Source organism: Massilia sp. GCM10023247, from assembly GCF_042653325.1.
Lineage (GTDB): Bacteria > Pseudomonadota > Gammaproteobacteria > Burkholderiales > Burkholderiaceae_D > Telluria.
This window is the reverse complement of sequence record NZ_JBHSIB010000023.1, coordinates 47,731-61,643: the sequence shown is the minus strand read 5'-3', so window position 1 is coordinate 61,643 and position 13,913 is coordinate 47,731. Positions and strand designations below refer to the sequence as shown.

Annotated in this window: 11 protein-coding genes and 1 tRNA gene; 5 read left to right on the top strand and 7 right to left on the bottom strand. The window is 69.1% G+C overall.

Annotated features, from left to right (window positions below):
• Positions 1 to 64: 64 nt before the first annotated feature.
• The 6 genes from ACFPAH_RS18625 to ACFPAH_RS18600 form a co-directional block, all read right to left on the bottom strand.
• Positions 65 to 141 (bottom strand) — tRNA-Met (locus ACFPAH_RS18625).
• A 69-nt stretch (positions 142 to 210) separates the two neighbouring features.
• Positions 211 to 1,359, bottom strand: a complete 1,149-nt coding sequence (locus ACFPAH_RS18620; RefSeq protein WP_379748289.1) for a methyltransferase — start codon at positions 1,357 to 1,359, stop codon at positions 211 to 213.
• A gap of 1 nt (position 1,360) precedes the next feature.
• Entirely contained in the window at positions 1,361 to 1,570 is a 210-nt protein-coding gene (locus tag ACFPAH_RS18615) for a hypothetical protein (protein ID WP_379748287.1), read from the bottom strand.
• Positions 1,571 to 1,620: 50 nt separating this feature from the next.
• Positions 1,621 to 5,382: an AAA family ATPase gene (locus ACFPAH_RS18610; protein WP_379748285.1), complete on the bottom strand. Its 3,762-nt coding sequence runs from the start codon at positions 5,380 to 5,382 to the stop codon at positions 1,621 to 1,623.
• The gene (locus ACFPAH_RS18605) at positions 5,379 to 6,620 is read right to left on the bottom strand and encodes an exonuclease SbcCD subunit D C-terminal domain-containing protein (protein WP_379748282.1); all 1,242 of its coding nucleotides are present in this window, start codon (positions 6,618 to 6,620) and stop codon (positions 5,379 to 5,381) included. The genes ACFPAH_RS18610 and ACFPAH_RS18605 overlap by 4 nt, the downstream gene beginning before the upstream one ends.
• Positions 6,621 to 6,753: 133 nt before the next feature.
• Positions 6,754 to 8,103, bottom strand: coding sequence for a hypothetical protein (locus ACFPAH_RS18600; protein ID WP_379748280.1), 1,350 nt, complete (start codon positions 8,101 to 8,103; stop codon positions 6,754 to 6,756).
• A gap of 30 nt (positions 8,104 to 8,133) precedes the next feature.
• On the opposite strand from ACFPAH_RS18600, the gene ACFPAH_RS18595 reads away from it, so the two are divergent.
• The 5 genes from ACFPAH_RS18595 (at position 8,134) to crcB (ending at position 13,038) form a co-directional block, all read left to right on the top strand.
• Complete coding sequence (locus tag ACFPAH_RS18595; RefSeq protein ID WP_379748278.1) at positions 8,134 to 8,409, top strand: hypothetical protein; 276 nt, start codon at positions 8,134 to 8,136, stop codon at positions 8,407 to 8,409.
• A gap of 355 nt (positions 8,410 to 8,764) precedes the next feature.
• A complete protein-coding gene (locus tag ACFPAH_RS18590; protein WP_379748276.1) occupies positions 8,765 to 9,304 on the top strand; it encodes a hypothetical protein in 540 nt (179 codons plus the stop codon).
• A 196-nt stretch (positions 9,305 to 9,500) separates the two neighbouring features.
• Complete coding sequence (locus tag ACFPAH_RS18585) at positions 9,501 to 12,203, top strand: DUF349 domain-containing protein (protein WP_379748274.1); 2,703 nt, start codon at positions 9,501 to 9,503, stop codon at positions 12,201 to 12,203.
• Positions 12,200 to 12,658: a molybdopterin synthase catalytic subunit MoaE gene (gene moaE, locus ACFPAH_RS18580; RefSeq protein ID WP_379748272.1), complete on the top strand. Its 459-nt coding sequence runs from the start codon at positions 12,200 to 12,202 to the stop codon at positions 12,656 to 12,658. The genes ACFPAH_RS18585 and moaE overlap by 4 nt, the downstream gene beginning before the upstream one ends.
• Positions 12,655 to 13,038, top strand: a complete 384-nt coding sequence (gene crcB / locus ACFPAH_RS18575) for a fluoride efflux transporter CrcB (RefSeq protein WP_379748270.1) — start codon at positions 12,655 to 12,657, stop codon at positions 13,036 to 13,038. Before moaE ends, crcB begins: the two co-directional genes overlap by 4 nt.
• A 48-nt stretch (positions 13,039 to 13,086) precedes the next feature.
• On the opposite strand, the gene ACFPAH_RS18570 is transcribed toward crcB, so the two are convergent.
• A complete protein-coding gene (locus tag ACFPAH_RS18570) occupies positions 13,087 to 13,710 on the bottom strand; it encodes an exopolysaccharide biosynthesis protein (protein WP_379748268.1) in 624 nt (207 codons plus the stop codon).
• Positions 13,711 to 13,913: the final 203 nt, after the last annotated feature.

Genomic DNA, 13,913 nt, shown 5'->3' with positions numbered 1-13,913 from the left:
CGTCGCTGGCCCCAGAAAACAAAAGCCCGGCTACAAGAGTCGGGCTCGTTTCGTTACTAGTGTTTGGTTGCGGGGACAGGATTTGAACCTGTGACCTTCGGGTTATGAGCCCGACGAGCTGCCAGACTGCTCCACCCCGCGTCTGAGGAGGCTATTGTACCGCGTCCGGCGTGTTGACGCAAATCCTCCGGCAAAGACGGTTCCAGCGCGCTAGGCGACGCGCAGCCGCCACAGCGACGTGCGCTCCTGCGAGCGCGCCGCGTGCAGCGGATCGTCGGCGTCCATCGCCTTCGGGTGAGTCGGACGCACGTCGTGGCGGCCGGCCACCGCCAGCCCGGCGGCCTCGATCCATTTCAATAGCTGCTCGCGCGAGCGCAGGCCGAGGTGCTCGGCGAGATCCGACAGGATCAGCCAGCCTTCGCCGCCGGGCGCCAGGTGCGACTTCAAGCCGGCCAGGAAGCCGCGCAGCATGCGGCTGTCCGGGTCGTAGATCGCGTATTCGATGGCCGAACTCGGCTTGCCGGGCAGCCAGGGCGGATTGCAGACGACGAGGTCGGCCTGGCCTTCGGGGAACAGGTCGGCCTGGATCACCTCGACCTGGCCGGCGACACCGAGGCGCTCGAGGTTCTCGCGCGCGCAGCCGAGGGCGCGCTGGTCCATGTCGGTGGCGACCACCCGTTCGACGCCGCGCCGGGCCAGCACGGCGGACAGCACGCCGGTGCCGGCGCCGATGTCGAAGGCAAGCCGGGCCTGGGGCGGCAGGGCCGCCTGCGCCACCAGTTCGACGTATTCGCCGCGTACCGGCGAAAACACGCCGTACCAGGGGTGGATGCGCTCGTCGAGGGACGGGATGAACACGCCCTTGCTGCGCCATTCGTGGGCGCCGATCAGCCCCAGCAGCTCGCGCAGCGAGATGACGAAGTTTTCGGAGGAAGCGCCGTACGCTTCGTTGCAGGCCTGGCGCACGTCGGGCGCGCGGCGCAGGGGAATCGTGTAGCCGGCATCGAACGGGATCACCAGCATCGCCAGGGTGCGCGCGCGCTGCAGCTGGGCCAGGCGGTGGCGGTGGAACTGCTCGGTCAGCGTGGGCGCCGGCTTGTCCTTGCCGCCGCCCTTGCCACGTTTTGCGCGTGGACCCTTGTGGTCGATCCGGCGCGCGAGCGCCTGCAGCAGCTGGCGCGCGTTCTGGAAGTCGCCGCGCCAGAGCAGGGCGGTGCCGTCCAGTGCCAGCCGGTAGGCGGCATCGGCCGTCATCGTGTCGTCGGCGACGACCACCTTCTTCGGCGCCGGCCAGCCGCTCTCGGAGCGCCACAGGGCCGAACGTGCCTCGCCGCCTTCAGTCCACTCGATGCGCGTCATATCAATGATGGTGGTGCCAGTTGCCGTCGCCCGACTCGAGGAAGGACTTCACGGCGTCCGGATTGCCCGTCGCGTGGCGCTTCACTTCGCCGCAGCCGCAAATGCCCTGGTAAGGCTGGATGTGCGAGCAGGCCGAGACTTTCTGCAGGTAGACCGTGACGTTTTTGGCGCACTTGGCGCATTTGAAGGTAAGGGTGCGGGCGGGTTTCATGTGCTTGAAATGGGGATGTGCAAAGGCGGCATTGTACAACGGGGCATGCTTCACGCCCCGACCGTCACGGCGCTGCTGCCCCCACCCGCCGGCCGCACCTGGATCTTGGCCGCGATCCGCTCCGTCATCTCGTGCACGTGCGAGATCACCCCGACCTTGCGGCCCATCGACTGCAGCGCGTCGAGCGCGTCCATCGCGATGCCGAGGGTGTCGCTGTCGAGCGAACCGAAGCCCTCGTCGATGAACAGCGACTCGACCCGCACCCGGTTCGAGGACAGCGAGGCCAGGCCCAGGGCTAGCGCCAGCGAGACGAGGAAGGATTCGCCGCCCGAGAGCGAGTTGACCGAGCGGATTTCGCCGCCCATGTCCTGGTCGCGCACCATCAGGCCGAGGGACGGCGCGCCCGCATTGTCGACCCGCTCCAGGCGGTAGCGCCTGGCCAGTTGCGCAAGGTGGCTGTTGGCGTAGCCGAGCAGGACGTCGAGCGTGAACTGCTGGGCGTAGTTGCGGAATTTCTTGCCGTCGGCCGAGCCGATCAGCTCGGACAGCTTGCCCCAGCGCTGCTCGATCGCCTGCTGGCGCTCGATTTCCAGCAGCATCGACTGCGCCTTGACGCGCCGCTCGTCGTCCTGCGCCGCCTGCAGGCGCAGGCCCGTCGCGCGCTCGTGCACGGCGCTGCGCTCTTCGAGCACCGCTTCGAGCGCCTCGGCCACGGTCGCGGCGTCCTGCGGCGCACCGTCCGGCGCCGCGACCTGCTCGTGCAGTTCGCGCTGGCTCTTGCGTTCGGCCAGCACGGCCGCCGCCTTGGCCAGGGCCGCGTCGAGTTCGCCCAGGGCGGCGCGCTCCTGGGCCAGCCAGGCGGCGCCGACGGCCAGCAGGCCGGCCAGCTGCGCCTGGTTCTCGACCGGTTCCAGGTCGGCGTGATGGGCGGCGTAGTCCTCGATCCAGTCGGCCAGCCGGGCCGCTGCGTCGCGCGCATGGTCCTGCAGCGCGCCGATGCGTTCCTGGGCCTGCGCCAGGCTGCTGCGCACGCGCGCCTCGGCCTGCGCCGCTTCGCCCGCGGCGGCCTGGCGCGTGGCGAGCAGCTCTCGCGCGGCCGCAACGGCGCGGCGCAGGGCGTGTTCCACCTCGCCCACGGCCCGGCCTTCGAACAGGGAAGCGCGCTCCGCGCGCCGCGCGCGCAATTCGGCTTCGCTGCGGGCAAAGGCTTCGTCGGCCGCCGCGGCGGCGCCTGCCGCGTGTTCAGCGCGCACCGCCGCTTCGCGCTGGGCGGCCTCGAGCGCCGCCAGCGCGGCACGCTGTTCGGCCAGCTGGGCCGACTGCGCCGTCCAGGTTTTGGCGTCGAGGGCGCGCGCGCCGTGCCAGGCGGCCGGGTCGCGGCGCCAGGCGGCCTGCCAGCCGTCGCCATCCGCCTCGGCGAGGACGGGGTCGAGCTCGGCCAGCAGGCCTTCCAGGGTGCCGCGCTCGCGCTCGATGCGGGCGGCGAGGGCGGCGTGTTCGGTTTCCAGCGTGCCGAGCGCGCTGCGCGCCGCCAGGGCGGCTTCGCGCAGGCGCTGGTGTTCCTTGGTGGCGGCCTCGAAGGCCGCCTGGGCCGCCTCGCGCGCCTGGGCCGCGCGGCGCGCCGCCTGCTGGCGCGCGTCGAGTGCGCCCAGGGCTGCGCGCACGGCGCTGGCCTCGGCTTCGAACCAGGGCGCGCGTTCGCCGGCGGGCGGCGCTTGCGCTGCCACCGGGCTGGCGTTCCACGCTGCCTCGAGTTCGACGATCTCCCCGGCCAGCGTGGTCCGCTCCACGCCGAGCGCGGCCAGCCGCTCGCCGGCGGCCTCGGCCTGGGCGCGCCGCGTGGCCTGTTCCGACAGGTTCTTCTGCAGGGCGGCACGGCGCTCGCCGACCTGGCCGCGCAGCGTGTCGAAGACGGCGTGCAGGCGCGCGTCCTGGTGCGCATACGGATGGGCTTCGCTGCCGCAGACCGGGCAAGGCTCGCCGTCGACGAGGGCGCCGCGCAGGTCTTCGACATTCCCGGCAATGGCCCGCTCTGCGGCGGCCAGCGCCTGCTCGGCCTGGGTGGCGGCGGCGGCCAGCGCCGGCTCGGCGGCCACGGCGGCGGCGAGCCGGGTGTCGGCGCCGGCGCCTGCGGCGCGCGTGCGTTCCAGTTCGGCGTCGCTGCGGGCCAGGTGCTCGCGCGCCAGGTGCAGCTGCTTCGCGACCCGGCCTGCGGCGGCCAGTTGTTCGCGGCGGGCGTCGAGGCCCTCGCGTTCGGTGTGCAGGGCCTCGAGGTCGAACCCGGCCAGCGCCGCGCCGGCAGCCTGGCGTGCCGTATCGAGTTCGGCGATGCGGGCGGCGGCCCGTTCGGCCGCGCTTTGCGCGGCCTCGGCGGCGGCGGCGGCGCCCGCGCGCTCACGCGCGGTTTTGGCGAGCGCGGCCTCGTTCGCGCCTTCGGCAGCCGCCGCCTGGGCCGCCTGGGAGAACAGCTTGTCCCAGCGCGGCCATTGGGCCGCCAGCGCCTCGTGCCTGCGGTGGGCCGCGAGCCAGGCGGCGCTGCCTTCTTCGGCCGTCCGCGTCTGCGTCAGGCGCGCCGCGGCTTCGGCGAGCAGGCTGCCGGCGCGCGCGGCGTCGGCGGCCGTCGCGTCGCGCCGCGCGGCGAGCTGGGCGTGCGCGCCGGACAAGGTCGCGACGGTGGCGTCGAGGGCCTTGGCCGCGTCGAGCTGGACGGCCGCCTCCTGCTGGGCCGCCTCGGCGCTTTCCAGCGCGATGGTCGCAAGCTGCACGCCTTCGAGCGCCTGGCGCGCGGCCCCGGCGGCAGCTTCCAGTTGTCCCTGGCCGTTGGCCAGCGTCGCTTCCAGCTGGGCGCGTTCGGCGTCGAGCCGCGCCAGTTCCGCCATCAGCGGGCGCGCCGCCTGGACCTCGTCGAGCGTGGCCAGGCGGATGCGCCGCGCTTGCGCGGCCTCCACCCGGGCGCGCGCTTCCTGCAGCAGGCTCTCGGCCTGGGCTTCGCCCTGGCGCATCCGCTCGCTTTCCTGGTGCCAGCGCAGCTGGGCCTCGAGCAGGGCCCGGCGCACGTCGACCGCCTGCAAGGCGACGTCCGCCGCGGCGCGTTCGGCGTCGAGCTGTTCGCGCGCTTCCTGGGGCAGCGGCGCGTGGTCGGCGAGGCGCGAGGTGAGGCGGCGCACCGCGTCCTGCTCCTGCTTGTAGCGCTCGTAGGCGCGTTTCGAGATGGCGCTGTAGACGGCGCTGCCGGTCAGGGTTTCGAGCAGTTCCCCGCGTTCGTTCTCGTCGGTTTTCAGGAAGGCAGAAAACTCGTTCTGCGCCAGCAGCACCGAGCGCGTGAACTGCTCGAAGGACAGGCCGATGCGGGCGGCGATCTCGGCTTGCGTCTCGGTCTTGGTGCTGCCCAGCTGCGCCAGTTCCGGCAGCCGGTGCAGGGTCATGTTCGACGCTTGCAGCAAGCCGCTGGCCTTGTTGCGCGAGCGCCGCACGCTCCAGCGCGCGCGGTAGCGGATGCCGTCGTTGCCGACGAAATCGACCTCGGCATGCCCCTCGGCGGCGCCGCGCCGCAGCAGGTTGCGCGCGTCCGTGGTCGAGACGCTTTCGCCGCCGGCGTCGGGCAGGGCGCCGCGGCTGCTTTTCAGCTGCAGGCGCGGCGTGTTGCCGTACAAGGCCAGGCAGAGCGCGTCGAGCAGGGTGCTCTTGCCGGCGCCGGTCGGGCCGCAGATGGCGAACAGGCCGGAGGACGCCAGCGGCTCCTGCTCGAAGTCGACCTCGAATTCGCTCGCCAGCGAGGCGAGGTTGCGGCCGCTGATGCGCAGGATCTTCATGCCGCGCTCCCGTCGTCGTCCAACATAAGTTCGTTAAAGGCAGACAATTGTTCGTCCGGTGCCTCCTCGCCGAAGCGCTGCTGCCACAGGCGGCGGAAGATGTCGTCCGGCTGCAGTTGGGCCAGCTGGTCGAGCGTCAGGGCGCCGCCTCCCTGGGCGGCGACGGTCTTGCGGGTCGGCTCGATCTTTGCGAGGCGCACCGGCTTGCCGGCAATGGCCGCCTCGACCTGCGCGCGCAGGCTCGGCTCCGGGCCGTCGAGCAGCACCCGCACCTCCAGATAAGGCCGGCATTCGGGCGGCAGGTCGTGGTCCAGTTCCAGCGCTTCGAGCGCGGCCAGCACCTCGGCCAGCGGTGCAGGTTTCGCCGGCACGCGCAGCAGCTCGACCGCGCGCGGCACGTACAACGGCGTGACTTCGCGCGCATTGGGGCCGTCGAGGTCGATGCGCAGGATCTGATGCTGGTAGCCGACTTCGGCGAAGGAGAGCGGCAGCGGGCTGCCGCAATAGCGCAGGTGCTCTTTCTTGCCGACGCGCTGGGCCAGGTGCAGGTGGCCGAGGGCGGCGTAGGCGATCTCGGGGTCGAACATCGACGCCGGCAGTGCCTCGGTGCCGCCGATCACGATGCGGCGCTCGGAATCGATCGAGGACTGGCCGTCGACCATGTGGCAGTGGCCCATCGCCAGGATCGCCTGGCCGGGCGCGCGCCGCGCCCGGGCCAGCGCGAAAGCCTGCTGGTAGAGCAGGGCGATGCCGTTCAGGTAGGCGTCGCCTCCCTCCAACTGCGCCTTCGGTACGTCGCCCGGGCGCAGGAAGGGAATGCCGAGGCACCAGGCCTTGATCTCGCCAGCTTTGTCGTGCAGCGGCACCAGCAGGCGTTCGAGGTCGATGGCGCCCTCGCGGTCGCGCACCACATTGCCGATCACCACCGTGCCATGCGCTTCGAGCAGCGGACCCGGCGCTTCCAGGCGGCCCGGCGAATCGTGGTTGCCGGCAATCACGACGATCTGCAGGTGCGGCGTGCGTGCCCTGGCCCGCTGCAGGAAGCGGTAGAGCTGGCGCTGGGCGGCGGACGAGGGATTGGCGTTGTCGAAAATATCGCCCGCGATCAGGAGCGCGTCGGCTTCCTCGTTGACGATGGTGTCGAGCAGCCAGTCGAGAAAGCACTCGTGCTCGTAGGTCCGGTCGTAATTGTGCAGGGTCTGGCCGAGGTGCCAGTCGGAAGTGTGCAACAGCCGCATGGAGAGTCGATACTCGGAAGTGGAAGATGGGAGGAAAGGTGGCTTGGACTACCGGCTGCACTATAACGCAGCCGTGGCGCCGCTTCAAAAAAATCCCGCATCCGTGCTGCGCCTGGCGGCCCAGTCGTGTGCGTCAGCGCCCTTGCCAACCATTCGGATCAGTTTTCTTTCGAATTGAAAAAATAGCCTGCTTTACCACCGGAGGCACGATTCCCATGAAACGTGCGCTGTAGCCGGGAAAGTCGGCTTCCATTATTGGATGTTCAGGATCGACCTGTTTTCCCGCACACTGCGCGATCCATGCGATCAGTCTGGAAACTTGGCGTATTTCCATGAGACCGATGCACTTTGCTGGTGAGTCAGTGTATTCCGCCCACAGCCTGGCGTCAGGGTTCACGTAAATTTCATGAATCTCCGGATTTTCCAGGGCTGCTTTCAGGATCGGGTCCAAAGCGTGGCTGGCTTCCTGCTCGCCGTTTGTTCCTGCCGGGCCCTCTGCCGTGACCTTACCTGAGGCAAGGTCAAAGCGGAATTCGGCGGGAATGGACTTTAAGGTCTTGCTCACGGCCTGACGTGAAACGCCGAGCTGGCGCGCGATACAGGCCGCTTTCATACCGGAAGCGAGCATGCACACGATCTCTTTTTTCCGGTCGCTTAACTTGCTCTCAACCAGTCGGTTTGCCAAGTCGCGCAGCTTGCCTCGTTCATCCGGATAAATCGCATCACGTCCGATAAGGTTCAGGACGAACAAGTCGGCAGCGGCACTGCCAGTATTTGCGCGAGGCGCCACGACGCTCCAACTCTGCCTTTGTAGACGATCCAGTTCACGCTTGAACTTCATCCGGTTCCTGGCTGCGCGTTTGTACGCGGTGTTAAAGCCGCCGTCCTGTCGTACCGTGCGATGTTCCTGGCAGTACCTGGAACTCAGTCTCCTGTTGTCGCCTGGTTCTTCCGGCCACCTTGACTGATCGATCCGGAATGCCTCGAGTTCGGAAGGCTGGCCGCAGAACGCGCAAAACTTGCGGGCGAGCCGTCCGTTAACACGGTTGACCTGCTTGATATTTCCAACGGGTTGATGCTTCGGCTTCTTCGATGCACATAGGTCGGCCAGGTCGAGCATGGTGTCGAGTGTCGCCAGAAATTCCGCGTCGTGGTCCGAGCTGTTGGTTTCACATAAGCCGAGATAGGCGTGCACCGTGCTCTTGAACCAGTCTCCGAGCTCCCAAAATCCATGTTCTCGGGCGAGTCTGCCTGGCATGCGACCCTGGCATAGCGTACGGCCCGGGTGGATTTCGGGCAGGGCATCTATGTATCGTCCCCATTCCGGATCCAGGATTCGCTCTACCAGGCTATAGAGGGAATAGCGGCGAGACGTTGTCGAATAGGGTTCCCATTGGCTAGCGAATGCTTCAACAGCCAAGGCCATTGAAGAGTTGCATCCTTCCCAAATACATCCCTCCCAAACATCGATGTCATCCGGCATGGTTGTCAACCAAAATGTCCAATTAGTGAAATGAAGGATAACCCGGACAGGCGTATCTTCAAACAACTCACGGCACTCGTCCATGAAGATGTTGTTCAGACGTCGAATGCAATTTCAAATCAGATCATTTATGGGGGCAACATGCCAGCAATCGCACCATCGACGATCGAGGCCGCGTCCGGTATCGATCCTCTGAACCTTGCAATTCTTCTGTTGGGCGTCGTGGCGCTGGGTGTCATCTGGCTGGCTGCGATCGCCGTCAGGTCAGCAATCGAGGTAGCAAAGAATGCTGGAACCGGTAAATGATATCGACGCGGCCCCGACGCTCAGCACCCTATCCGGGCTGCATGAATTGTCCAGCCGGCGGCGCCCGCCGCCAACGCGCGCGAGCCGGGCCGGGTTGACGCGCGGCGCCGCAGCTTGGCCTAGAGTTTGTGCCAGATCAAACCCGGTACGCCAGCGCTCCCTAAACTACTAGTTCTTTCAGGCCGAAAAATAGAAAAACAGACAACGGCCTGTCCAATAACCAGTATGTCCAGCCAGGCCGTCCCGCGCTGTTCCATTGCGCGGAGCATGCGTGCCTGCGTTGACGACATCGAGAGGAGACCGAATGCTTACCGCGACCTACACGCTCGTTGCGCTTTCTGTTGAGCAAACAAACATGCGCGTCAGCCTGCATGCCGTGCAACAGCTCGTCGAAAAGGGCTTCATGCGCCAGAGCGCGCTGTCGGCAGGCCAGGCCGAATATGTCTGCGACACGCTGCGCCGGCTGTACGAGCAATGTCATCGCCGCAAGCTCGATAAATTCCTGATGCCGGCGCTGCGCCGCGCCGGGGCGGGCGCCAACCCGCTCCTGTGCGAGCTCGACATGCTCAGCCGCAGCGCGGCCGAGGCGCTCGCCAGTGTGTGCAAGCTGCTGCTCGAAGGCGTCGACAACGAAGAGCGGGTCGACGCGTTCTGCTTAGCGGTGGAACGTTTTTGTTCGGCCCTGATGCAGCGTTTCGAGCGCGAGGAGCGCGAACTGTTCCCGGTGGCGCGCGCCGCGATTGCCGGCGACGCCTGGTTCGCGGTCGCCAACCAGATGCTCGCGCACGACGCCTATGTCGAGGAGCACCGTGGCCGGGCGCCGCCGCCGGCGAACCGGCCGGCCCGGGGCGAGCATGCGCATCGGCCGGGTCCGCCGCTGGCGTTTGCGCATTGAGGCTGCACACCGAGGTTTGCCCACGACGCTGCGCGCACCGGTCGCTCGCAAACCCGCGCCGCGCTGGCGCCTGGGTGTGCGCCTGAGTGCGCGCCTGAGTGCACGCAGCGGGAATGCGGCGCGCCTGCCGGGTGCGGCAGAAAAAGCGGCCATCGTTCTTTTGATATGATGGGGGTTTTGGAAGTGCGACTTCATCATGTTCGAATTCCTTTTCAAGCGTCAGGGCGGCAAGGCCGGCGGCAAGCAGGCGGGCAAGTCCGCAGGCAAGCCCGCCGCCAAGCTGGAGAAGCCGGCTGCCGCGCAAGCCGCGGGCGCGCCGGCTGCGCCGGTCCAGGGCGGCGCGGCCAGCGAGCGCCCGGCCAGGGCCGCGCGCGAGCAGCAGGCCGCGCAGCTCAAGTCGCTCGACGGTGACGAATCGCGCGCGGTCGACTTCATCCTGCACTCCGAATACTCCGAACTGCGCCTTGCCGCGGCCGAGCTGCTGCACAGCCGCGCGGCGCTCGAACGCGTGCACACGGCCATGCGCAACATCGACCGCCGTGTCGCCAAGCTGACGCAGTCGCGCCTGGACGCGATCCGCCACCATGACGCCGAACTGGTACGCGGCCAGGCTGCCCTCGACGCCGCGCGCGGCCTGCTCCAGGACGAACAACTGACCCCGAACCAGGTCGCCGATCTCGACCGCAAATGGTCGGTCATCGCCGCGCCCGAACTGGCCGAGGCCTTCGCTCCCGTGCGCGCCGCGCTTGGTGCCCGCCTCGAGGCGCAAGTGCAACTCCAGCGCGCCATGATCGACCGCCTGGCCGCGCTGCGCCGCCTCGACCCCGGTGCGCTGAACGCCGGCGAGTTCGCAGCCAGCCTGGCAGGCATGGCACAGGAACAGGAAGCGGCGCTGGCCGACCCGGAACGGGTGTCGCTGCCGCGCTCCCTGGTGGCCGAATTTGCCTCCGAGCATGCGCGCTTGAGCGCCTTGCTGGGCACGCTCGAGCAGGCGCAGGCGGCGCTGGCCGCGCGCGAAGCGCAGCTTACCGAGTGGCAGGCCCAGCCGGTGGAGGAACTGAATGCCGAGGCCCTGCGCCGCGCCTGGCGAACAATGCCGGCGCTGCCCGAAGGCGCTGCCACGGCCGAGCTGCAGGCGCGCTTCGAAGCCTTGCTGGCCGGCCTGCCGCAAGCGGAGCGTAAGCCACCGCTACGCGAACAGCCGCAGCGCGACCCGGCAGACGGCGGCCAGGCGCTTGACGCCGCCGCAGGCGCGGACGGCACGCCGGCGCCCGATGCGCGGCCCCGGCCGGAAAAGCCGCCGCGCGGCGCCGACCAGGCCTTCCTCGACACGATGGACGCGCTGGAGGCGGCCCTGCAGCAAGGTTCGCTTGCCCACGCCGCAGAGCTCGACAAGGCCCTGAAGGACACCAAGGGCAAGGGCATGCGCCTGACCGGGCCCCAAGCCGACCGCCTGGCCCACCTGCGCGCCGAACTCAAGCGCCTGTCGGACTGGGCGCGCTGGGGCGGCAACGTCTCGCGCGAAGAATTGATCAAGACGGTGGAAGCGCTGCCGACCCAGAACCTGGCGATGGCCGAACTGGCGAAGAAGGTCGGCAGCATGCGCGAGCGCTGGAAGGCGCTCGACAGCCTGTCCGGCGCCGCCCCGAAAAGCCTGTGGGAACGCTTCGACCATGCCTGCACCGTGGCCTACGCCCCGGCCGCGGCCCATTTCAAGCACCTGGCCGACGAGCGCCACGCGAACGCCGCGCGCGGCGAGGCGCTGCTGCAGGAAGCCCAGGCCGAGATCGCCCGCCTCGAATCGGGCGAGGCCGACTGGAAGCATGTCGCCGGCACCGTGCAGCGCCTGCGCCTGGCCTGGAGCCACCTGGGCGCGATCGACCGCAAGGACAAGAAACGCCTCGACCAGCAATTCGCGGCCGCGCTGACCACGCTGCAAGGGCCGCTCGAAGCGCAGCGCAAGATGGAAGTGACGGGGCGCGAGGAACTCATCGAGGAGGTGGCCGCGCTCGACCCGCACGACCGCCACGCCATCGACCGCCTGCGCGAGATCCAGGCCCGCTGGCAGGAGCATGCGCGGGCGCTGCCGCTCGAACGCAAGGCCGAGCAGGCGCTGTGGGCGCGCTTCCGCGCCGAATGCGACAAGCTGTTCGCGCGCCGCAAGGACAGCGCGCACGCGGCCGACGTCGAACGGCGCGCCCACGAGACGGTCAAGGAGGCGATCAGCGCGCGCCTCGAAGCGGCCGCGCCCGAGGCCACCCCGGCCACCGCGCCCAGGCTGCTGCGCGAGGCCGCCGCCGAATGGCAGGCGGTCGGCCCGGTGCCGCGCGCGCATGAAGCCCGTGTCGAAAAGCGCTACCACGACGCGGTGGCCAAGGTCCAGCACCACGCCGACCTGGCGCGCCGCGCCGCCGGCATGGTGCTCGCCGGCGCCGTGCGCGACAAGCTGCGCGCCTGCCAGGAGCTCGAGGCCATGCTGGCCGACGCCGGCCAACAGGTGTCCGCCGCTGACTGGCGCAATCGCTGGGCGGCGCTGCTGCCCGCCGGCCCCGAATTCGATCCGGTCCTCGACGCCCGCTTCGAGGCCGCCCTGGGCGCCCTCGAAGGCGACCGTGCCGGCTATGCACGCCAGCTGGAAGCGAACCGCGGCGTCCTGCTGGACGAGCTGCTGCGCCTGGAAGTGGCGGCCGGTATCGACAGCGGCGCCGAATTCGCGCGCGAGCGCCTCAAGCTGCAGGTCGAAGCCTTGCAGTCGACCCTGAAGGCCGGCAACAAGCCCCAGGCCGGCCAGCGCCAGCACGATGTGCAGGCGCTGTGCGCGCTGCCGGCCCTGGCCGACGAACGCACCGCGCTGCGCCTCGAGCAGCTCGTCATGCGCAGCATGCAGGGGGCCAAATGAGCGCCGTCCGGGTACAAAGCGAGGACTTCGACCTCGGCGCCGAACTGGCGCGCCTGCGCGCCGGCGACGCCCGGGTCGGCGCGGTGGTCAGCTTCGTCGGCACCGTGCGCGACATGAACGAGGGCGCCGACGTGTCCGAACTCGAGCTCGAACATTATCCCGGCATGACCGAGCGCGCCCTTGAAGACATCGTGGAACAGGCACGGGCGCGCTGGCCGCTCTACAACGCGCTGGTGATCCACCGGGTCGGCCCGATGGCGCCGATGGAGCAGATCGTGCTCGTGGCGTGCAGCGCGGCCCACCGCGGCGAAGCCTTTGCCGCCTGCGAGTTCATCATCGACTACCTGAAGACGGACGCCCCGTTCTGGAAGAAGGAACAGACGCCGGACGGCGCGCGCTGGGTCGACGCCCGCGTCAGCGACGACAGCGCCAAAGCCAAGTGGTCGGCGGCTTGAACTGGCTTGCGTTCGGAGCCGTGGGCGTCGGCGCGGCGCTCGGCGCCTGGCTGCGCTGGGGACTCGGCATGTGGCTGTCGCACGTGCACGCCCACCTGCAGGCGGGCACCCTGGCCGCCAACCTGATCGGCGGCTACCTGATCGGCATCGCGCTCGGCTTTTTCTCGGGCACGCCCCACCTGTCGCCCGAATGGCGCCTGTTCGTCGTCACCGGTTTCCTCGGCGGCCTGACCACGTTTTCCAGCTTCTCGGCCGAATCGGTGGTGCTGCTGCAGCGCGGCGATTACGGCTGGGCGCTGTTGCACACGCTGCTGCACCTGGCCGGCTCGGTCCTGTTGTGCGTCGCCGGCTTTGCGACCTGGCGCGCATTACGCGGCTAGGGCGGCCAGGGCGGCCAGGGCGGCAGCACGCCTGGTTCAGGCCGCCCCTCAGCCCGTCATGCGCTCGAATACCTCGCGCGCCGCCATGCCGCCGCCGCCGATGAGCACGGCAAAATACACAATGGTGGCGACGTTGCTGACGTGGCCCAGCAGGACGCAGACGCCGTCGCGCTGGAGCAGGCCGATGGCAAAGAACAGCAGGGCCACGGCCGGGAAGGTATTGCTGAAGGGAATCAAGCCGAACGGCATCATCAGCAGGACGGCGCCCAGGACGAGCGAACCACTGTTGATACGGTCCATCGCGCCTTGCGCGACCAGCCACTGGATCCGGTTGGGGCGGCTCACGCGTTCGATCTTTTGCAGCCAGGGCAGGGCCTTGCGCAGCAGCGGGCGCAGCTTCTTGGTGCCGATCATCCGGTGCTGGATTTTTGCCGGGATCCACAGGTCGCGCCCGAGCATGCGCGCCAGGCCGATGAGCAGGATGGCGGCGCCGAACACGGTGCTCACGCCCGGGATCGACACGGGGATCAGGAAGACCAGCGTGAGCAGGGCGGTCAGGAGCAGCAGCCCGTCGTCGCCGACGCGGCGGATCAGTTCGCTCAGGGTGATGCCGGTCGGCGGCAGGGAGCGGACCAGGGAGCGGAGCCTCTGAGAAATGGATTCACCGTGCATTTGTGTTCTTTTCGTCCTTGATTCATTGTAGTCGCGGCCATGCCTTGCGTGCCGGCGCCGGCGGGATTGCGAGGGCGCGGGCGGGAGAATTGAGGCACCGGCGCGACAGTATAACGACCACGGCGCCCTGGGCACCGTTCACTAAGGAGAAATCCGTGCTGGTTGATGCGCAATGGCCACTTGCCGCTCGCGCGCAGCGGCGA

Coding starts and splice junctions, on each gene's coding strand:
- ACFPAH_RS18615 (WP_379748287.1), bottom strand. CDS start 1,570: ATGAAACCCGCCCGCACCCTTACCTTCAAATGCGCCAAGTGCGCCAAA.
- moaE (WP_379748272.1), top strand. CDS start 12,200: ATGAGCGCCGTCCGGGTACAAAGCGAGGACTTCGACCTCGGCGCCGAA.
- ACFPAH_RS18595 (WP_379748278.1), top strand. CDS start 8,134: ATGAAGGATAACCCGGACAGGCGTATCTTCAAACAACTCACGGCACTC.
- ACFPAH_RS18610 (WP_379748285.1), bottom strand. CDS start 5,382: ATGAAGATCCTGCGCATCAGCGGCCGCAACCTCGCCTCGCTGGCGAGC.
- ACFPAH_RS18600 (WP_379748280.1), bottom strand. CDS start 8,103: ATGCCGGATGACATCGATGTTTGGGAGGGATGTATTTGGGAAGGATGC.
- ACFPAH_RS18585 (WP_379748274.1), top strand. CDS start 9,501: ATGTTCGAATTCCTTTTCAAGCGTCAGGGCGGCAAGGCCGGCGGCAAG.
- ACFPAH_RS18570 (WP_379748268.1), bottom strand. CDS start 13,710: ATGCACGGTGAATCCATTTCTCAGAGGCTCCGCTCCCTGGTCCGCTCC.
- ACFPAH_RS18620 (WP_379748289.1), bottom strand. CDS start 1,359: ATGACGCGCATCGAGTGGACTGAAGGCGGCGAGGCACGTTCGGCCCTG.
- ACFPAH_RS18590 (WP_379748276.1), top strand. CDS start 8,765: ATGCGCGTCAGCCTGCATGCCGTGCAACAGCTCGTCGAAAAGGGCTTC.
- ACFPAH_RS18605 (WP_379748282.1), bottom strand. CDS start 6,620: ATGCGGCTGTTGCACACTTCCGACTGGCACCTCGGCCAGACCCTGCAC.